Raw genomic sequence first — 20,160 nt, forward strand, 5'->3', positions numbered from 1 at the left:
CTGATACAACTCCCTTTGCATGTTTTTCAATCAATTAATGGACTGACTGTGCAAACGTTCACATTGTCGCACCGACTGGCCAAAAATGGGAGTCTATGACTAAAGGGTATGATCCAAAAATAAAAAACGCCACGTAAAAACGTGGCGTTTGCTGGGTTTATTTGTATTACGAGCGTTTCATCATGTCGAAGAATTCATCGTTCGTTTTGGTCATCGCCAGCTTGTTAATGAGGAACTCCATTGCGTCGATTTCGCCCATTGGGTGAATGATCTTACGCAGAATCCACATTTTTTGCAGCTCTTCCTGGGTGGTGAGCAGCTCTTCTTTACGCGTACCGGAACGGTTGTAATCGATTGCCGGGAAGACACGCTTCTCAGCAATTTTACGCGCCAGATGAAGCTCCATGTTACCGGTGCCTTTAAACTCTTCGTAGATAACTTCATCCATTTTAGAGCCGGTATCCACCAGCGCGGTCGCGATGATAGTCAGGCTGCCGCCCTCTTCCACATTACGTGCCGCGCCGAAGAAACGTTTTGGACGATGCAAGGCGTTCGCATCCACACCACCGGTCAGTACTTTACCAGAGGCCGGAACCACGGTGTTGTACGCACGCGCCAGACGGGTAATGGAGTCGAGCAGGATGATAACGTCTTTCTTGTGCTCAACCAGGCGCTTGGCTTTCTCGATAACCATTTCAGCCACCTGAACGTGGCGAGAGGCGGGTTCATCAAAGGTAGAAGCAACCACTTCACCTTTGACCAGACGCTGCATCTCGGTCACTTCTTCAGGACGTTCGTCAATCAGCAACACCATCAACACGCAGTCAGGGTGGTTATAGGCAATGCTCTGCGCAATGTTCTGCAGCAGCATGGTTTTACCCGCTTTAGGCGGTGCCACAATCAGACCACGTTGACCACGACCAATTGGGGAGGCCAGATCCAGAACGCGAGCGGTGAGGTCTTCGGTAGAACCGTTACCACGCTCCATGCGCAGGCGGGAGTTCGCGTGCAGCGGCGTTAAGTTTTCGAACAGGATCTTATTGCGCGAGTTTTCCGGCTTATCGTAGTTAACTTCGTTAACTTTCAGCAGCGCAAAGTAGCGTTCACCCTCTTTAGGAGGACGAATCTTACCTGAAATGGTGTCACCAGTGCGGAGGTTGAAACGGCGGATTTGGCTAGGGGATACGTAGATGTCATCAGGACCGGCGAGGTAGGAGCTGTCTGCAGAACGGAGGAAACCAAATCCGTCTTGCAATATCTCCAGGACGCCGTCGCCAAAGATATCTTCGCCACTCTTTGCGTGCTGCTTCAGGATGGCAAAAATAATGTCCTGCTTGCGCATACGAGCCTGGTTTTCAAGGCCCATGTTTTCGCCGAGAGTAATCAGCTCAGAAACCGGCGTATTCTTTAATTCGGTAAGATTCATAATGGTGTGGGTTCTTAAACTCGGGGTAAATCTCGAACTTAATTTGTGAATGGTATGGAAGGGTCATCCATGCCTGTTAGCGGCCATCAACTCATGTCTGTTCGCTGTCTGGTCACAGGGAAAGAACGCAGATCTGAAACGACAAGACGGATTGAGTGACAAGCCCGGAATCTAGCAACTTCACGCACTGTTTATGACAACAAAGGGAAGTATCGGGTAAAACAAGATTCAAACAACAAGGTATGTTTAAAACGAAGTCATAGCTAACTTAGCACGACTAAAGCCGGGCGTCCAGAGATCCAGGTGAATTCGGAATTCCAGACGCCGCAGGCTGAGAAACCTTACGCCAGATTCGCGTCAAGGAACTCTTTCAGCTGACCTTTAGACAGCGCGCCCACTTTGGTCGCTGCCACTTCGCCGTTTTTGAACAGCAGTAAGGTTGGGATGCCACGGATGCCGTATTTTGGCGCGGTGCCCGGGTTCTGGTCGATGTTCAGCTTGGCAACGGTCAGTTTGCCCTGATATTCGTCGGCGATTTCATCCAGAATCGGAGCGATCATTTTGCAAGGACCACACCATTCAGCCCAGAAATCGACGAGGGTCAGCCCGTCAGCTTTAAGTACGTCCGTGTCAAAACTATCGTCAGTCAGGTGAATAATTTTATCGCTCATATATAACTCCACAGGAATAAGCCTGGTACGTTGGTTTCGTCTCCACCAACGACGTGTTGATGTCGCATTAACCAACTAAAGGTTGACTTTATTTCACCGGATACGCTTTCGTAAAGCAATAGTAAGCTGATATTCTACCACACTATGAGCAAAACACATTTAACAGAACAGAAGTTTTCCGACTTCGCCCTGCACCCAAAAGTGATCGAAGCCCTTGAAACTAAAGGGTTTCATAACTGCACGCCCATACAGGCCCTCGCACTGCCGCTTACGCTGGCTGGTCGCGATGTTGCAGGGCAGGCGCAAACCGGTACTGGCAAAACGATGGCGTTTTTGACGTCAACGTTTCATTATTTACTTTCTCATCCAGCAATGGCTGACCGAAAAGTTAACCAACCGCGCGCGCTGATCATGGCGCCAACGCGAGAACTTGCGGTGCAAATCCATGCTGACGCTGAGCCTCTGGCACAGACGACCGGTCTGAAGCTGGGTCTGGCGTATGGCGGCGATGGCTACGACAAACAGCTTAAAGTGCTGGAAAGCGGTGTTGATATCCTGATTGGCACCACGGGCCGTCTTATCGATTACGCCAAGCAAAACCATATTAACCTTGGCGCCATTCAGGTTGTCGTTCTCGATGAAGCGGACCGTATGTACGATCTGGGCTTCATTAAGGATATCCGCTGGTTGTTCCGTCGTATGCCTCCGACCACGCAGCGTCTGAACATGCTGTTCTCGGCCACGCTCTCTTATCGCGTCCGCGAACTGGCGTTTGAACAAATGAACAACGCTGAATACGTTGAAGTTGAGCCAGAACAGAAAACCGGCCACCGTATTAAAGAAGAGCTTTTCTACCCGTCTAACGAAGAGAAAATGCGTCTTCTGCAAACGCTCATCGAAGAAGAGTGGCCCGATCGCGCCATCATCTTCGCCAATACCAAGCACCGTTGCGAAGACATCTGGGGCCATCTGGCAGCAGACGGTCACCGCGTAGGTTTGCTGACCGGTGACGTGGCACAGAAGAAACGTCTGCGGATCCTGGAAGAGTTCACCCGTGGCGATTTAGATATTCTGGTCGCAACCGATGTGGCTGCACGCGGCCTGCATATTCCTGCCGTGACCCACGTATTCAACTACGATCTGCCTGACGATTGCGAAGATTACGTACACCGTATTGGCCGTACCGGCCGTGCCGGGGCGAGCGGACACTCAATCAGTCTTGCCTGTGAAGAGTATGCGCTGAATCTTCCTGCTATCGAGACCTACATTGGTCACTCGATTCCGCAGAGCAAATACAATCCGGAAGCATTGTTGAGCGAACTGCCGCCACCTAAGCGACTGACCCGCGCCCGCTCCGGCAACGGCCCGCGTCGTACTGGCGCACCGCGTAATCGTCGTCGTTCCGGTTAACTCAATATGCCCGACACGCTGTCGTTTAGGGTGCGTCGAGGCGGCAAGAGTGTGAATCTCCAGGCGCTTACGTCAGTAAGTGGCTGGGGCACGCAGACGAGGCAGCTTGAAGGATGAAGGGTATGAGTTCCACCTCGCTTTATGCAGCAATCGATCTCGGCTCGAACAGTTTTCATATGCTGGTCGTGCGCGAGGTGGCAGGGAGTATTCAAACCCTGTCACGCATTAAGCGTAAGGTCCGTCTCGCGGCGGGTCTGAGTCCGGACAATCATCTCTCCCCTGAGGCCATGGAACGTGGCTGGCAATGTTTACGTCTGTTTGCTGAACGTTTGCAGGATATCCCGCATAATCAAATCCGCGTGGTGGCGACGGCCACGTTACGTCTGGCCGTTAATGCCGCCGATTTTATCGCCAAAGCGCAGGAAATTCTGGGCTGTCCTGTCCAGGTCATTAGCGGTGAAGAAGAAGCTCGCCTGATTTATCAGGGTGTGGCGCATACCACCGGCGGTGACGATCGACGTCTGGTGGTGGATATCGGCGGGGCAAGCACTGAACTGGTGACGGGGACGGGGGCGCAGGCAACTTCGTTGTTTAGTCTCTCGATGGGCTGCGTCACCTGGCTTGAGCGTTACTTTACCGACCGCAATCTCGCCCAGGAAAACTTCGACGACGCTGAGCGTGCGGCCCGAGACGTGTTGCGCCCCGTCATGGACGAGCTGCAATATCACGGCTGGAAAATCTGCGTCGGCGCGTCGGGCACCGTTCAGGCGCTTCAGGAAATCATGATGGCGCAGGGGATGGACGAGCGGATTACGCTGGCCAAACTCCAGCAGCTAAAGCAACGTGCCATTCAGTGTGGACGGCTTGAAGAGCTCGAGATCGAAGGGCTGACCCTTGAACGGGCGCTCGTGTTCCCAAGCGGCCTGGCGATTCTTATTGCCATTTTCTCTGAGTTAAATATTCGCTGTATGACCTTATCCGGCGGCGCACTGCGCGAAGGTCTGGTCTATGGCATGCTGCATCTGGCGGTGGATCAGGACATTCGCAGTCGGACGCTGCGTAACGTTCAGCGTCGGTTTATGGTCGATGCGGATCAAGCTCATCGCGTGGCGCAACTGGCGTCCCATTTCGCCGATCAGGTGAAAGAGAGCTGGGATCTGGAGCCTTTAAGTCGCGATCTTCTGCTGAGCGCCTGCGCTTTACATGAAGTGGGCTTAAGCATCGATTTTAAACAAGCGCCTGCCCATGCGGCTTATCTGGTGCGTCATCTCGACCTGCCCGGCTTTACACCGGCGCAGAAAAAATTACTCGCGACGCTGCTTCTGAATCAGACCAGTACGGTCGATCTCTCCTCTTTGCATCAACAAAACGCCGTGCCTCCACGCGTGGCCGAGCATCTGTGTCGTCTGTTACGTCTGGCCATTCTCTTTGCCAGCCGACGCCGGGATGATTTGTTGCCCGCCATCACGTTGACGGTAGACAACGAAAACCTCACGCTCACGCTGCCTGAAAAATGGCTTGATCTCCACCCGCTGGGCGCTGAGCTGATTGAACAAGAGTGCCAGTGGCAAAGCTATGTCCACTGGGTTTTAGAGGTAAAATAGTTCCGTCACTTCTCTTTGGCTTTCGCCAGCATGGCACGAATATTCGCCACGTTGGCTTGCCCTTTGTGCATACGCTCTTCAGGCGTAATGACCTTTCGCTCCTGCTCCCAGATCAAATCATCCTGAGGCAGTTCCAGCAGGAAACGGCTCGGTTCAGGACGAACAAGTTCCCCGTACTGACGACGTTCCTTACACATCGTAAAGGTCAGTTCTTTCTGGGCGCGCGTAATGCCGACATAGGCCAGGCGACGTTCTTCGTCGACATTGTCTTCATCAATGCTGCTCTGATGAGGCAGCAGCCCCTCTTCCATGCCGACCAGGAACACATAGGGGAACTCCAGACCCTTAGAGGCATGGAGGGTCATCAACTGAACCTGATCCGCTTCTTCTTCGCTTTCGCCGCGCTCCATCATGTCGCGCAAGGTGAAGCGGGTGACCACCTGCGTCAGCGTCATCGGTTCGTCAATGTCCGACCCTTCAAGCATCTCCGTCATCCAGGTAAAAAGCTGGTTAACGTTTTTCATACGCATTTCTGCGGCTTTCGGACTGGCAGAGGTTTCATACAGCCAGGATTCGTAATCGATACCTCGGATCAGATCGCGTACGGCCACGACGGGCTCACGCTCTGCCATTCGCTGGATTTCCGCCAGCCACTGGGTAAAACGGGTCAGCGAATCGTATCCACGTCCGGTCAGCGTCTGGCTTAATCCCAGATCAAAGCTGGCGGTAAACATGCTTTTATTTCGCGTCATCGCCCATTCACCCAGCTTTTGCAGCGTCGCCGGGCCAATTTCCCTTTTTGGCGTGTTCACGATCCGTAAAAACGCGCTGTCATCATCAGGGTTGGTCAGCACGCGCAGGTAAGCGAGCAGGTCTTTGATTTCAGGTCGCGAAAAGAATGAGGTTCCGCCCGAAATTTTGTACGGGATGCGGTTTTGCATCAGCATCTTTTCAAAAACGCGGGACTGGTGGTTACCGCGATACAGGATCGCATAATCTTTATAGTCGGTTTTGTTGACGAAGTGATGGGCAATCAACTCCCCTGCGACCCGCTCGGCTTCGTGTTCCTCGTTATTGGCATTAAGGACCTTGAGTTCCGTACCATAACCCAGCTCGGAAAAGAGGCGTTTTTCAAAGACGTGCGGGTTATTCGCAATCAGAATATTGGCTGCTTTCAGGATGCGGCCGGACGATCGATAGTTCTGCTCCAGCTTAACCACCTGGAGCGCGGGGAAATCTTTGCTCAGCAGCACCAGGTTTTGCGGACGCGCGCCGCGCCAGGAGTAAATCGACTGGTCATCATCCCCCACCACCGTAAAGCGCGCGCGCTGACCAACCAGCAGTTTCACCAGCTCATACTGGCTGGTGTTAGTGTCCTGATACTCATCCACCAGCAGATAGCGGATCTTATTTTGCCAGCGTTCACGCACCTCTTCATTGCGCTGTAAAAGCAGCGTGGGCAATAAAATCAGATCGTCAAAATCGAGAACGTTGCAGGCTTTCAGGTGATCGTCATACAGACTGTAACAGTGGGCGAAGATCCTCTCGCGTTCGCCTTTCGCGCTCGCCGCCGCCTGCGCTGGCGACATCAGATCGTTCTTCCAGTTAGAGATCGTCGAGATCAGCTGCTGGAGAATGAGTTTGTCGTCTTCGAGGCGACCTTCGGTGAGCTCTTTGAGCAAGGCGACCTGATCGGTATCGTCAAAAAGCGAGAAATTCGATTTCATCCCCAGCGCGGCATATTCACGCTTGATGATGTCCAGCCCCAGTGTGTGGAAGGTCGAAATCATCAGCCCACGCGCCTCTTTGCGTCCCAGCGTTTGCCCGACGCGCTCTTTCATTTCACGTGCCGCTTTGTTCGTAAAGGTCACCGCCGCGATATGGCGAGCTTGATACCCGCAGCCGCGAATAAGGTGAGCAATCTTGTTAGTGATGACGCGTGTTTTACCGGATCCCGCCCCTGCCAGCACCAGGCATGGTCCGGTGACAAATTCGACGGCTTGTTGTTGTCCGGGGTTCAAACGCATAAGAAGGTCACTCAATGAAAGTCGGGAGGGGAGAGAATCAGCGTGGTAGTATAGCGAGCCTAATCCATCCCACTCAAGGCACGATCATGGCAAAAACAGCAGCAGCACTGCATATCCTTGTTAAAGAAGAGAAACTGGCTTTAGATCTTCTGGAACAGATCAAAAATGGCGCAGACTTCGAGAAACTGGCGAAGAAACATTCTACCTGCCCGTCAGGTAAAAAAGGCGGTCATCTGGGTGAATTCCGTCAGGGCCAGATGGTTCCTGCGTTCGATAAAGTGGTGTTCTCCTGCCCGGTGCTGGAGCCGACTGGCCCACTGCATACCCAGTTTGGTTACCACATCATCAAAGTGCTTTACCGCAATTAACAACAAGGCCTTCTCTGAGAGAAGGCCTTGAACGTTTAGTCAGGGCATCAGCCCGCCCGGGTATTAACCTGCAACGGCGATACGCTTCATATCCTTCATATAACCGCGCAGGGTGTGACCCACGCTTTCGATGGCGTGGCTACGAATCGCTTCGTTAACATCGCGCAGCTGGGCGTTATCCACGGCACCTTCCGGAATCGCTTTACCCAAATCGCCTGTCTGCAGCGTGGTCATGAACTCTTTCAGCAGAGGTACGCAGGCATAAGAGAACAGGTAGTTACCGTACTCGGCGGTATCAGAGATAACCACGTTCATTTCGTACAGACGCTTACGCGCAATGGTATTCGCAATCAGCGGTAATTCGTGCAGTGATTCATAATACGCGGACTCTTCGATGATGCCGGAATCCACCATGGTTTCGAATGCCAGCTCAACGCCCGCTTTCACCATCGCAATCATCAGAACGCCTTTATCGAAGTACTCCTGCTCGCTAATTTTACCGTCGAACTGTGCAGCGGTTTCGAAGGCCGTTTTACCGGTCTCTTCACGCCAGGTCAGCAGTTTTTTATCGTCGTTTGCCCAGTCTGCCATCATGCCGGAAGAGAACTCACCGGAGATGATGTCGTCCATATGTTTCTGGAACAGCGGGGCCATGATGGTTTTCAGCTGCTCGGACAGCGCGTAAGCACGCAGTTTTGCCGGGTTGGACAGACGGTCCATCATCAGCGTGATCCCGCCCTGCTTCAGCGCTTCGGTGATGGTTTCCCAGCCGAACTGAATCAGTTTTTCGGCATAGGCCGGATCGGTACCCTCTTCCACCAGCTTGTCGAAGCAGAGCAGAGAGCCGGCTTGCAACATACCGCACAGAATGGTCTGCTCACCCATCAGGTCAGATTTCACTTCCGCGACGAAGGAGGATTCCAGCACGCCGGCACGGTGACCCCCGGTAGCAGCGGCCCATGCTTTGGCAATCGCCATGCCTTCGCCTTTTGGATCGTTTTCCGGGTGAACCGCGATCAGCGTTGGAACACCGAAACCACGTTTGTACTCTTCACGTACCTCGGTGCCCGGGCACTTCGGTGCCACCATCACAACGGTGATGTCTTTACGGATCTGCTCGCCGACTTCCACGATGTTGAAACCGTGGGAGTAACCCAGCGCAGCACCGTCTTTCATCATCGGCTGAACGGCACGCACCACGTCAGAGTGCTGTTTGTCTGGCGTCAGGTTAACCACCAGGTCAGCCTGAGGGATCAGCTCTTCGTAAGTCCCTACTTTAAAGCCATTTTCGGTCGCTTTACGCCAGGATGCGCGCTTTTCAGCAATCGCTTCTTTACGCAGAGCGTAGGCGATATCCAGACCGGAATCACGCATGTTCAGACCCTGGTTCAGGCCCTGTGCGCCACAGCCGACGATGACCACTTTTTTACCCTGAAGATAGCTTGCGCCATCGGCAAATTCGTCGCGCGCCATAAAGCGGCATTTGCCCAACTGAGCCAGCTGCTGGCGCAGATTCAGTGTGTTGAAGTAGTTAGCCATGGTGATACCTCGTGATGTTGTGTTGTGGTGCTTATTGTTCGGTTCGCTTGCCGTGTCTTGCAAGAGAGAATGAACCCACTATATGACAGGAAATTTATTGCGGAAATTGATATATTCACAACGTCACGTTGCAAATTCTGCAACGGAAAATCCTGGAGTGCAAACGGTGGATTTACGCGATCTAAAAATGTTTCTGCATCTGGCCGACAGCCGCCATTTTGGTCGCAGCGCCAGAGCAATGCACGTGAGCCCATCCACGCTGTCACGTCAAATTCAGCGTCTGGAAGAGGACCTCGGTCAGCCGCTGTTTGTCCGCGATAACCGCACGGTGACGCTCACGGAGGCGGGCGAGGAGCTGCGCGTCTTTGCTCAACAAACCTTGTTGCAGTATCAGCAACTGCGGCACACCATCGACCAGCAAGGCCCCTCGCTGTCGGGTGAACTGCATATTTTCTGCTCCGTGACCGCTGCCTACAGCCACCTGCCCCCTATTCTTGATCGCTTTCGCGCTGAGCATCCCTCCGTTGAAATCAAACTCACCACCGGTGATGCCGCTGATGCCATGGAAAAAGTGGTGACGGGCGAGGCGGATCTGGCGATTGCCGGGAAACCAGAGACATTGCCCGGCGCGGTGGCGTTTTCGATGCTGGAAAATCTGGCCGTGGTGTTAATTGCGCCAGCGCTGCCCTGCCCGGTGCGTAATCAGGTGTCGGTGGAAAAGCCAGACTGGTCTACCGTGCCGTTTATCATGGCCGATCAGGGGCCCGTTCGCCGCCGAATTGAGCTATGGTTCCGTCGTCAGAAGATCAGCAACCCGTCGATCTACGCCACCGTAGGCGGGCATGAAGCCATGGTATCGATGGTGGCGCTGGGATGTGGCGTGGCGTTACTGCCGGAGGTGGTACTGGAAAACAGCCCCGAGCCGGTGCGCAATCGCGTGATGATTTTAGAGCGCAGTGACGAAAAAACCCCGTTTGAACTTGGCGTGTGCGCACAAAAAAAGCGGCTGCATGAGCCGCTGATTGATGCGTTCTGGAAAATACTGCCTAACCATTAAAGCACGGTGGCGCTTTGCTTAACCCGCGAGGAAAAAACGAAACGCCGGGTTATGGGTTTCATCGTGACAGTCGTAACCCAGCTCATTGAGCCGCGTTTCGAAATCGGGCTCGTGCTCGCCCAGTTCAAAGGCCGCCAGTACGCGCCCATAATCCGTGCCGTGGCTGCGATAATGGAAAAGGGAGATGTTCCAGTGCGTCCCAAGGGTATGCAGGAATTTCAACAACGCGCCCGGTGATTCCGGAAACTCGAAGCTGTACAGACGTTCCTGCAAGGGTTTGGACGGTCGACCTCCGACCATATAACGCACGTGCAGCTTCGCCATTTCGTCATCGGACAGGTCGACCACGCTGTAGCCGCCGTCATGCAGCAGGTTGAGGATCTCTTTACGCTCCTCAAGCCCACGGCTTAAGCGCACGCCGACAAAGATGCAGGCGTCTTTCGCATCGGCAAAACGATAGTTGAACTCGGTAACGGAGCGGCCGCCGAGAAGCTGGCAAAACTTCAGGAAGCTCCCCTTTTCTTCTGGAATAGTGACCGCAAGGAGCGCTTCACGTTGCTCGCCCAGTTCACAGCGCTCAGAAACATAGCGCAGGCCGTGGAAATTAACGTTCGCACCCGATAACACGTGGGCAAGACGCTCGCCGCGAATGTTGTGCCGGGCGATATATTTCTTCATCCCCGCCAGCGCAAGCGCGCCGGAAGGCTCGGCCACTGCACGCACATCTTCAAACAGATCTTTCATCGCCGCGCAGATGGCATCACTGTCGACGGTGATGATGTCATCGAGATATTCCTGACAGACGCGAAAGGTTTCATCGCCAATGCGTTTAACCGCCACGCCTTCCGCAAATAATCCCACGCGCGGCAAATCAACCGGATGACCTGCATCCAGTGCCGCTTTCAGGCAAGCTGAATCTTCGGCCTCAACCGCAATCACTTTGATTTGCGGCATCAGCTGCTTGATCAGTACCGCCACGCCCGCTGCCAGTCCACCGCCGCCAACCGGCACAAACACGCGATCGAGATGGGCGTCCTGCTGCAATAGTTCCAGCGCCAGCGTGCCCTGACCTGCAATCACCATCGGATGATCGAAAGGCGGTACCCAGGTAAATCCCTGCTGCTGCGACAGGGCAACCGCCTTCGCTTTCGCCTCATCAAAATTGGCACCGTGGAGCAAGACTTCACCGCCAAATCCCCGTACGGCGTCCACTTTGATATCCGCCGTGGCGACAGGCATGACAATCAGCGCTTTTAAGCCCAGACGGGCGGCCGAAAATGCCACACCCTGAGCGTGATTACCCGCGGATGCGGTAATGACACCACGTGCTTTTTGCTCATCCGTCAGGCCCGCCATCATTGCGTACGCCCCACGGAGCTTAAAGCTATGGACAGGCTGACGGTCTTCTCGTTTCACCAGAATAACGTTATCAAGGCGCGAAGAGAGCTTGTCCATTTTCTGCAGCGGCGTCACCTGCACCGCTTCATAGACCGGAGCGCGTAGCACCGCCCTGAGATATTCCGCCCCCTCGGGGGCGTCTGACAGGGGTTGTGATTCGGCCATCGTTAGCCCCCCAGTTTCGATTTATCGCGTACCGCGCCTTTATCTGCACTGGTCGCAAGCGTTGCATAGGCACGCAGGGCGAAGGAGACCTCACGCTGGCGATCTTTCGGCGTCCAGGCTTTTTCGCCGCGGGCATCTTGCGCTTCACGACGTGCGGCAATTTCCTGGGCAGTCAGCTTCAGCTGGATCCCGCGATTCGGAATGTCGATTTCAATCAGGTCGCCGTCTTCGATGATCGCGATATTGCCACCACTTGCCGCTTCCGGCGAGACGTGGCCGATAGAGAGACCCGACGTCCCGCCGGAGAAGCGTCCATCGGTGATCAACGCACAGGCTTTACCCAGCCCCATGGATTTCAGGAAGGTGGTGGGATAGAGCATTTCCTGCATGCCCGGCCCGCCTTTTGGTCCTTCGTAACGAATGACCACCACATCGCCTGCCACCACTTTTCCGCCCAGGATCGCTTCAACCGCATCGTCCTGGCTTTCGTAGACTTTCGCCGGGCCGGTGAATTTCAGGATGCTGTCATCCACGCCGGCGGTTTTGACGATACAGCCATTTTCAGCAAAGTTACCGTACAGCACGGCGAGGCCGCCGTCCTGGCTGTAAGCATGCTCCAGAGAGCGAATGCAGCCCTGAGCGCGGTCGTCATCCAGCGTGTCCCAACGACAATCCTGCGAGAATGCTTTCGTGGTCCGGATCCCCGCAGGGCCTGCGCGGAACATCGCTTTCACCGAGGCATCTTTGGTGAGCATGACATCGTACTGCTCCAGCGACTCTGGCAGCGTCAGGCCGAGAATGTTCTTCACCTCACGGTTCAACAGGCCGGCACGGTCAAGCTCTCCCAGAATCCCCAGTACGCCGCCCGCACGGTGAACGTCTTCCATATGATATTTAGGGGTGCTTGGCGCCACTTTACACAGCTGCGGTACCTTGCGCGAAAGCTTATCGATATCACTCATGGTGAAGTCGATTTCGGCTTCCTGCGCCGCCGCCAGCAGGTGCAGAACGGTGTTAGTAGAACCGCCCATGGCGATATCCAGGGTCATCGCGTTTTCGAATGCCGCTTTACTGGCAATATTGCGCGGCAGTGCGCTGGCATCGTCCTGCTCATAGTAGCGTTTGGTCAGCTCAACAATGCGTTTGCCCGCATTGAGGAACAGCTGCTTACGATCGGCGTGGGTTGCCAGCAGTGAACCGTTGCCCGGCTGAGAAAGACCCAGCGCTTCGGTCAGACAGTTCATGGAGTTAGCGGTAAACATACCGGAACATGAGCCGCAGGTTGGGCACGCCGAGCGTTCGACCTGGTCGCTTTGCTCGTCGGAGACCTTCGGATCCGCACCCTGAATCATCGCATCGACCAGATCGAGTTTGATGATTTTATCGGACAGCTTGGTTTTACCTGCCTCCATCGGGCCGCCGGAGACGAAGATCACCGGGATGTTCAGACGCAGGGAGGCCATCAGCATCCCCGGGGTGATTTTATCGCAGTTGGAGATACAGACCATGGCATCCGCGCAGTGGGCGTTCACCATGTACTCCACGGAGTCCGCGATCAGCTCGCGCGACGGCAGTGAATAAAGCATGCCCCCGTGGCCCATGGCGATACCGTCATCCACCGCAATGGTGTTGAACTCTTTCGCCACGCCGCCAGACGCTTCGATTTGCTCGGCAACCAACTTACCGAGATCGCGCAGATGCACATGGCCCGGCACGAACTGGGTGAAAGAGTTGACCACAGCGATAATTGGCTTACCGAAGTCATCATCGGTCATTCCGGTTGCGCGCCACAAAGCGCGGGCACCGGCCATATTGCGACCATGTGTGGTAGTGGCTGAACGATACTTAGGCATGCTTAATTAACTCCCGTCTGACTATTAAATGGGACGGTGCGTGCCGTCCCATATTTATATTTAGTGATTAACCTGATCCAACCAGCCCCATTTATCTTCCGTTTCACCGGTGAAGAGGCCAAAGAATGCTTGCTGGATGCGTTTGGTGACCGGGCCACAGCGGCCTTCGCCTACCTGGATGCCGTCCACGCTACGTACAGGGGTGATTTCCGCGGCGGTACCGGACATAAAGACTTCGTCTGCCAGATACAGGGATTCACGGGAGAGCACCTGCTCGCGCACCTCGATATCCAGATCTTTCGCCAGCTTGATAATGGCATCACGCGTGATACCCGGCAGCGCGGAAGAGGTGAATGGCGGAGTAAACAGAATGCCATCCTTCACTTCGAACAGGTTTTCGCCTGCGCCTTCAGAGATATAGCCGTGGACATCCAGCGCGATGCCTTCCTGATAACCATGACGACGCGCTTCGCTGCCCACGAGCAGTGAGGAAAGATAGTTACCGCCCGCTTTCGCCGCGGTCGGAATTGTGTTTGGTGCAACGCGGTTCCAGGAAGAAACCATTGCGTCGATCCCCTGATCGAGTGCTTCGGCACCCAGGTAGGCACCCCACGGGAACGCAGCAATGATCACATCGGTGGTATAACCCTCCGGCGGGTTAACGCCCATCCCCACATCGCCCACAAACACCAGCGGACGAATATAGGCACTCGTCAGGTTGTTTTTGCGGATGACGGCGCGGCAGGCTTCCATCAGTTCATCGACGCTTTGAGAAACAGGGAAACGATAGATTTTGGCTGAATCACGCAGGCGTTGCATATGCTCGCGGTGGCGGAACACCACAGGTCCTTTGTGAGAATCGTAGCAACGGATGCCTTCAAAAACGGAGGTACCGTAGTGCAGGGCATGAGACATCACGTGAATTTTTGCCTCCTCCCAACGAACCATCTCACCGTTGAACCAAATGTAATCAGCTTTCTTCGTTGTCATTTTTATTCCTATTTCGCTCAGGCGCGAATTTGTTGTGATGCGGTTGTGCTCTGGCAGATGGCAACATGCGCCACGTCCACCAGTTTCGTTAACTGACTAAACAGTAAGTCGACCGACCGTGGGCTGGCAACGGTCAATTCGATATTTATGTTTTGTGCATCCGTCGCGGTCTCCATATTCATGGAGCAAATCTGAAAGCCGCGATGGCGTACGACGCGTAACACGCGTTCTAATGTTTCCGGGTTGAAGCGGGCCTGAACGGCGACCTGATGTTGCATCATGATAATTTCTCCAGCATTTGTGCATTACTGGCACCGGGCGGCACCAACGGCCAGACGTTCTCAAGTTCATCGATTGAGACATGAAGCAGATAAGGCCCTTTGCTGGACAGCATGGTGTCGAGCGCCGCTTCTACCTGGTCTTTTCGGGTGATGTGCTGGCCAGGGATGCCAAAGGCGCTGGCTAACACGAGGAAATCGGGGTTATCGGTCAGGGTCGTTTCGCTATACCGCTCGTTGAAGAACAGCTGCTGCCACTGGCGAACCATGCCCAGACGCTGGTTATCCAGTAAAAGGATTTTCAACGGTAACTGCTTACGCTTCACCGTGCCCAGCTCCTGCACGTTCATCATGAAAGAACCATCGCCGGAGACGCAGATGACGGTATCGTCCGGGCGAGCCACCTGCGCACCCACCGCGGCTGGCAGGCCGAAGCCCATCGTGCCTAACCCGCTGGAGGTGATAAAGTTTTCAGGACGGGTATAGGTCATGTGCTGCGCCGACCACATTTGATGCTGACCCACATCGGTTGTCACCACGCTGCTGGCAGGCTTACGGTCCGAAAGCTGTTTTAACAGCAACGGGGCGTAGATAGCCTCGCCGGGGTGGTCATAGCGCCAGGCGTGTTCAGCCCGCATTGCCGCAGTATGTTGTTGCCAGCCTTCGATGGACAGCGGTTGTTGCAGCGCGGGCAACAGCGTATTCAAATCGCCCTGCAGGGCCACGTGCGCCTGACGCAATTTATTCATTTCCGCAGGGTCGATATCCATATGGATGACCTTTGCGTTTGGGGCGAACGTATTCAGTTTACCGGTTACGCGGTCGTCAAAGCGCGCGCCCACGGCGATAAGCAGATCGCATTCCTGAACGGCCAGATTCGCCGCTTTGGTACCGTGCATTCCCAGCATACCGAGGTAGTAGGGATAATCGTCTTCAACAACGCCCAACCCTTTCAGCGTACAGGCGACCGGAATTTGCGTGGCGGCGACAAAGTCGCGTAAGGCTGGAACCGCCTGCGCCATGCCGACGCCGCCACCCACGTACAGCATGGGCTGCCGGGACTGCATCAGCATCTGGCGGGCCTCTTCAACTTCCACATGGGGGAAGCCATCCTCACTGTCTACGGTAGAGAAGTGTGGCTCCAGATCGCCAGTAGCTATTTGGATATCCTTGGGAATATCGACTAAGACGGGACCCGGACGGCCTGAGTTTGCCACCTGAAAGGCTTCTGCCATCACACGTGGCAACTCTTCCAGAGACTGCACCAGGAAGCTGTGCTTGGTGCAGGCGAGAGACAAACCGAGAACGTCCACTTCCTGAAAAGCATCGGTACCGATTAACGGCAGCGCCACCTGGCCGGTGATCGCCACAACGGGAACGGAGTCGAGAAGCGCATCTGCAAGGCCGGTGATCAAATTCGTCGCGCCCGGCCCGGATGTCGCCATGCAAACGCCGGTTTTGCCGGTAGAACGGGCATAACCAATCGCGGCCATTGCGGCTCCCTGCTCATGTCGACACAACAGGTGTTCAACGCCGCCATCATACAAGGCATCGTAAATCGGCATGATGGCGCCGCCCGGGTATCCGAAAACAATGTCGACGCCCTGCGCTCGCAACGCATGTACTACCCATTGTGCTCCATTCATAGTGAGTTCCCCGTCATAAATCGAGAGAAACAGAATTTTATGCTAGATGTCATTGCCTGCTCCTCTTTTAAGTTTTTAAGTCATAAAAAAACCCCCGGACCTTTCGGTGCGGGGGTCTTAGTTCGTTAAGGCTTGATTCTTAAGCCTTTCCTCGTCCAAGTGCAGCCCCGCACGGTGGGATAATAATCACCACCACGCTAATCACAACTAGGCTAATCACATTTAGAAGGGCTTTCATTTTCAGTTTTTTTGCATCTTGTTCGAAGGAATACCTAAAGAGGTACCACAGATTCCGAACGTAACACAAGAAAAATTTATGACACGCTACGTGCGTCAGCGAGCAGATATACAAAAAATATATGTTTTATATAAGAAAATCAGGATTTGAATAATTTTCATATTCTTATCGCGATCGTAAGGCAGGTTAACGCGCTTTTTTTTAGCTTTGCGGCTCACTTTCCAAAGAAATGCAACGATTACATTTTCCATTAAAAATCGGTGAACATGCCGCGTAAAAACGTAAAGCAGACCTCATCCTGCACAAAACCGTAAGGCATAGTACCCCTCTAAGGAGGCAATTATGTCATTGTCGGTTGTTTTTACGCGTGCAGCTTTAGGCGTCAATGCGCCACTTATCTCAGTGGAGGTTCACTTAAGTAATGGGCTACCCGGTCTGACCCTCGTCGGCCTGCCTGAAACAACGGTGAAAGAGTCCAGGGATCGGGTACGAAGCGCTATCATCAATAGCGGTTATACCTACCCTGCGAAGAAGATCACCATCAATCTCGCTCCTGCAGACTTGCCAAAAGAGGGAGGGCGATATGATTTACCTATCGCCATTGCGCTTCTCGTGGCGTCTGAGCAGCTTAGCGCTTCAAGACTGAATACGTACGAGTTCGTGGGTGAGCTGGCGCTTACAGGCGCGCTGAGAGGCGTTCCTGGTGCTATTTCGGGAGCACTGGCCGCGTTGAGAGCGGGACGGCAGATCGTCGTTGCCCGCGAAAATGAACCCGAAGTGAGCCTGATTGAAGAGAAAGGGTGTCTGGTCGCTGAACATTTGCAGGAGGTCTGTGCTTTTCTGGAGGGCCGCCATGAGCTTGACGCTCCAGAAGAGCATCAGTTTATTCTGCCTGACAGCGCTGAGGACCTGAGCGACATCATCGGTCAGGAGCAAGGGAAACGCGCGCTGGAGATCACCGCTGCAGGCGGGCATAACCTGCTCCTCATTGGCCCACCCGGAACGGGTAAGACAATGCTGGCCAGCCGCCTGAACGGTTTGCTTCCTCCTTTAACCAGCCAGGACGCGCTGGAGAGCGCTGCAATTATTAGTCTGGTGAATGCCCAGTCCTTGCATACCCAGTGGCGGAAAAGGCCCTTCCGCTCCCCCCATCACAGCGCATCCCTCAACGCGATGGTCGGCGGGGGTGCGATTCCCGAACCCGGTGAAATTTCGTTAGCGCACAATGGCATTCTGTTTCTCGACGAATTGCCCGAATTTGAGCGCCGCGTACTCGATGCTTTGCGCGAACCGATTGAGTCCGGGCAAATCCATATCTCGCGAACGCGCGCTAAAATTAGCTACCCTGCCCGGTTTCAGCTTGTTGCTGCAATGAACCCCAGCCCGTCGGGTCATTATCAGGGCAATCATAATCGAAGCAGCCCGGAACAGACGCTTCGCTATCTGGGCAGATTATCTGGCCCCTTTCTTGACCGTTTCGACCTGTCTCTGGAGATCCCTCTTCCGCCGGCCGGCGTACTCGGTCATAACCCAAAAACCGGTGAAAGCAGTGCGACCGTGCGCCAAAGGGTTGAGGCTGCTCATGACAGGCAGTATGTGCGCCAGAACACGCTGAATGCGCGTCTGGATAACGCCGGGATTCGTCAGCACTGTCGCTTATCAGAAAGTGATGCACAGTGGCTTGAGGAGACGCTGACGCGATTTGGACTATCCGTCCGTGCCTGGCAGCGTTTGCTGAAGGTGGCGCGTACTATTGCCGACCTGGAGGAGTGCACTGAAATTGAACGACGCCATTTGCAGGAAGCCTTGAGCTACCGAGCGATTGACCGCCTTTTGCTGCATCTGCAAAAGATGCTGGCGTAAAAAAGGGGCCGAAGCCCCTTTTTCATAATATCAATCGTCTGACTCAGTGTAGTCTTCTGCGCCTTCAACCTGTGGCTTACCGCCAGACAGAGTGTGGAAACGCTTTGGTCGCTTAATGCGTGCCATGTATTTGATCCAGACACGTTCTACTTCAGATTCAGGCTCACGCTCGCCACGGCAAACGGCAACAAATTGCTTCTCATCTTCTGTTGCAGGCTCACGTTTGCCCAGATCTAACTCGTTAAAGGCATAACCATGACGCTCAAGTAGTTGTGCCTCTTTGATGGTGAAATCACCATGACGAGAGAACCCACGCGGATAATGTTTATTGTCGAAAAAACGATTAGTTGTCGTAAAGCTGTCCGCCATCCTACACGCTCCTAATTCTTTGGCCGAGCTATTTATGGCGCGGAGTATTAGTTACGCTTGACAGAGTGTAAAACAAAACATTTAAATCATAACGACAAATAATTTTGCGGAGAAAGATGTGGATACGGAATTGCTAAAAACTTTCCTTGAAGTGAGCAGAACGCGTCACTTTGGGCGCGCCGCGGAAGCGCTCTATCTGACGCAGTCAGCAGTGAGTTTTCGTATTCGTCAGCTTGAAAATCAGCTTGGCGTGAATCTTTTCACCCGTCATCGCAACAACATTCGCTTAACGGCAGCAGGTGAAAAGCTTTTACCTTATGCTGAAACGCTCATGAGCACCTGGCAGGCGGCCCGAAAGGAGGTCGCCCATACTTCCCGGTACAATGAATTTTCTATCGGAGCCAGCGCGTCGCTGTGGGAATGTATGCTGAGTCCCTGGCTGGCGCGCTTATATCAGTCGCATGGGCAGTTACAGTTCGAGGCCCGCATTGCCCAACGGCAGTCGCTGGTAAAACAACTGCATGAACGACAGCTTGATCTGCTGATCACGACAGAAGCCCCCAAAATGGACGAATTTAGCAGCCAGATCCTCGGGCAATTCAGTTTGTCGTTATATGCCGCGGAACCAGGAATGATGAAGAGCGATCTGAACTATTTACGTCTGGAGTGGGGACCGGATTTTCAGCAACATGAGGCCGGTTTAATCGCGGCTGACGATGTCCCCCCACTTACGACCAGCTCGGCAGAAATTGCCTGCCAACAGCTTGCGCATCTGAAAGGTTGCACCTGGCTACCTACCCGCTGGGCTGACGAGAAACAGAACTTGCACACGGTCGCCGACTCAACAACGCTGCTAAGGCCCCTTTACGCCATCTGGCTGCAGAACAGTGATAAGCAGGCGCAAATTAAAGATCTATTGAAAATCAATGTAATGGAATAAAGACAGACACTGGACAATGCTTGCAAGGATGCGAGCAAAGAGGTGAGAGGAGGTAAATTGAAGACAAAAAAAATCCTTTGCCTAAGCAAAGGATTATTATATGGCAGGGGCGGAGAGACTCGAACTCGCGACACCCGGTTTTGGAGACCGGTGCTCTACCAACTGAGCTACGCCCCTAAAGTTTCTTATCATTAAGCCTGCTATCTAAGCAGGCTTAATTTTCTAATAAGTGGCGGAACGGACGGGACTCGAACCCGCGACCCCCTGCGTGACAGGCAGGTATTCTAACCGACTGAACTACCGCTCCACCGAAGACTG

Annotated in this window: 18 protein-coding genes and 2 tRNA genes; 6 read left to right on the forward strand and 14 right to left on the reverse strand. The window is 54.0% G+C overall.

All coding sequences use genetic code 11. The annotated features are described in order from the left end of the window. Positions 1–166: 166 nt before the first annotated feature. Positions 167–1,426 carry a transcription termination factor Rho gene (rho, locus tag LZP96_RS21640; RefSeq protein ID WP_064327923.1) on the reverse strand — a complete coding sequence of 420 codons (1,260 nt, stop codon included), beginning with the start codon at positions 1,424–1,426 and terminating at the stop codon, positions 167–169. 341 nt (positions 1,427–1,767) lie between these two features. After that, on the reverse strand, positions 1,768–2,097 hold the full coding sequence (gene trxA / locus LZP96_RS21645) for a thioredoxin TrxA (RefSeq protein ID WP_004386384.1): 330 nt from the start codon (positions 2,095–2,097) through the stop codon (positions 1,768–1,770). Positions 2,098–2,241: 144 nt separating this feature from the next. On the opposite strand from trxA, the gene rhlB reads away from it, so the two are divergent. Both rhlB and gppA read left to right on the forward strand, forming a co-directional pair. Then, entirely contained in the window at positions 2,242–3,507 is a 1,266-nt protein-coding gene (rhlB, locus tag LZP96_RS21650; protein ID WP_064327924.1) for an ATP-dependent RNA helicase RhlB, read from the forward strand. Positions 3,508–3,629: 122 nt separating this feature from the next. Continuing rightward, entirely contained in the window at positions 3,630–5,111 is a 1,482-nt protein-coding gene (gppA, locus tag LZP96_RS21655; protein WP_064327925.1) for a guanosine-5'-triphosphate,3'-diphosphate diphosphatase, read from the forward strand. A gap of 5 nt (positions 5,112–5,116) precedes the next feature. Here gppA and rep read toward each other — a convergent pair whose 3' ends face one another. Further along, the gene (gene rep, locus LZP96_RS21660) at positions 5,117–7,138 is read right to left on the reverse strand and encodes a DNA helicase Rep (protein ID WP_064327926.1); all 2,022 of its coding nucleotides are present in this window, start codon (positions 7,136–7,138) and stop codon (positions 5,117–5,119) included. Between the two features lie 86 nt (positions 7,139–7,224). Here rep and ppiC point away from each other — a divergent pair, with 86 nt between their 5' ends. Further along, on the forward strand, positions 7,225–7,506 hold the full coding sequence (gene ppiC, locus LZP96_RS21665; protein WP_015960967.1) for a peptidylprolyl isomerase PpiC: 282 nt from the start codon (positions 7,225–7,227) through the stop codon (positions 7,504–7,506). Between the two features lie 63 nt (positions 7,507–7,569). Here ppiC and ilvC read toward each other — a convergent pair whose 3' ends face one another. Beyond that, the gene (gene ilvC, locus LZP96_RS21670; RefSeq protein WP_064327927.1) at positions 7,570–9,045 is read right to left on the reverse strand and encodes a ketol-acid reductoisomerase; all 1,476 of its coding nucleotides are present in this window, start codon (positions 9,043–9,045) and stop codon (positions 7,570–7,572) included. A gap of 166 nt (positions 9,046–9,211) precedes the next feature. Between ilvC and ilvY the strand changes: the two genes are divergently transcribed. Beyond that, positions 9,212–10,102 carry an HTH-type transcriptional activator IlvY gene (ilvY, locus tag LZP96_RS21675; protein ID WP_064327928.1) on the forward strand — a complete coding sequence of 297 codons (891 nt, stop codon included), beginning with the start codon at positions 9,212–9,214 and terminating at the stop codon, positions 10,100–10,102. Positions 10,103–10,120: 18 nt separating this feature from the next. Here ilvY and ilvA read toward each other — a convergent pair whose 3' ends face one another. The 7 genes from ilvA to ilvL all read right to left on the reverse strand — a co-directional run bounded on the left by ilvA (position 10,121) and on the right by ilvL (position 16,670). Continuing rightward, the gene (ilvA, locus tag LZP96_RS21680) at positions 10,121–11,665 is read right to left on the reverse strand and encodes a threonine ammonia-lyase, biosynthetic (RefSeq protein ID WP_064327929.1); all 1,545 of its coding nucleotides are present in this window, start codon (positions 11,663–11,665) and stop codon (positions 10,121–10,123) included. 2 nt (positions 11,666–11,667) lie between these two features. After that, entirely contained in the window at positions 11,668–13,518 is a 1,851-nt protein-coding gene (gene ilvD / locus LZP96_RS21685) for a dihydroxy-acid dehydratase (protein WP_064327930.1), read from the reverse strand. A gap of 60 nt (positions 13,519–13,578) precedes the next feature. Further along, positions 13,579–14,508: a branched-chain amino acid transaminase gene (locus LZP96_RS21690; RefSeq protein ID WP_064327931.1), complete on the reverse strand. Its 930-nt coding sequence runs from the start codon at positions 14,506–14,508 to the stop codon at positions 13,579–13,581. 17 nt (positions 14,509–14,525) lie between these two features. Then, positions 14,526–14,789, reverse strand: a complete 264-nt coding sequence (gene ilvM / locus LZP96_RS21695; RefSeq protein WP_064327932.1) for an acetolactate synthase 2 small subunit — start codon at positions 14,787–14,789, stop codon at positions 14,526–14,528. Continuing rightward, positions 14,786–16,432 carry an acetolactate synthase 2 catalytic subunit gene (gene ilvG, locus LZP96_RS21700; RefSeq protein ID WP_064327933.1) on the reverse strand — a complete coding sequence of 549 codons (1,647 nt, stop codon included), beginning with the start codon at positions 16,430–16,432 and terminating at the stop codon, positions 14,786–14,788. Before ilvG ends, ilvM begins: the two co-directional genes overlap by 4 nt. Next, positions 16,429–16,485, reverse strand: a complete 57-nt coding sequence (gene ilvX / locus LZP96_RS24235; protein WP_374230164.1) for a peptide IlvX — start codon at positions 16,483–16,485, stop codon at positions 16,429–16,431. The genes ilvG and ilvX overlap by 4 nt, the downstream gene beginning before the upstream one ends. 86 nt (positions 16,486–16,571) lie before the next feature. Continuing rightward, positions 16,572–16,670: an ilv operon leader peptide gene (ilvL, locus tag LZP96_RS21705; protein WP_071892525.1), complete on the reverse strand. Its 99-nt coding sequence runs from the start codon at positions 16,668–16,670 to the stop codon at positions 16,572–16,574. Positions 16,671–17,012: 342 nt separating this feature from the next. On the opposite strand from ilvL, the gene LZP96_RS21710 reads away from it, so the two are divergent. After that, positions 17,013–18,533: a YifB family Mg chelatase-like AAA ATPase gene (locus LZP96_RS21710; protein ID WP_064327934.1), complete on the forward strand. Its 1,521-nt coding sequence runs from the start codon at positions 17,013–17,015 to the stop codon at positions 18,531–18,533. A gap of 30 nt (positions 18,534–18,563) precedes the next feature. On the opposite strand, the gene LZP96_RS21715 is transcribed toward LZP96_RS21710, so the two are convergent. Beyond that, a complete protein-coding gene (locus LZP96_RS21715) occupies positions 18,564–18,902 on the reverse strand; it encodes a MaoP family protein (protein WP_064327935.1) in 339 nt (112 codons plus the stop codon). A gap of 118 nt (positions 18,903–19,020) precedes the next feature. Here LZP96_RS21715 and hdfR point away from each other — a divergent pair, with 118 nt between their 5' ends. After that, positions 19,021–19,842: an HTH-type transcriptional regulator HdfR gene (gene hdfR, locus LZP96_RS21720; RefSeq protein WP_064327936.1), complete on the forward strand. Its 822-nt coding sequence runs from the start codon at positions 19,021–19,023 to the stop codon at positions 19,840–19,842. Positions 19,843–19,943: 101 nt separating this feature from the next. On the opposite strand, the gene LZP96_RS21725 is transcribed toward hdfR, so the two are convergent. Together LZP96_RS21725 and LZP96_RS21730 are read right to left on the reverse strand one after the other, a co-directional pair. Then, positions 19,944–20,019: transfer RNA gene (locus LZP96_RS21725), tRNA-Trp, on the reverse strand. Between the two features lie 53 nt (positions 20,020–20,072). Next, positions 20,073–20,149 (reverse strand) — tRNA-Asp (locus tag LZP96_RS21730). Positions 20,150–20,160: the final 11 nt, after the last annotated feature.

The sequence above is a fragment of the Huaxiibacter chinensis genome (assembly GCF_022171985.1).
Taxonomy (GTDB): Bacteria; Pseudomonadota; Gammaproteobacteria; order Enterobacterales; family Enterobacteriaceae; genus Enterobacter; species Enterobacter chinensis_A.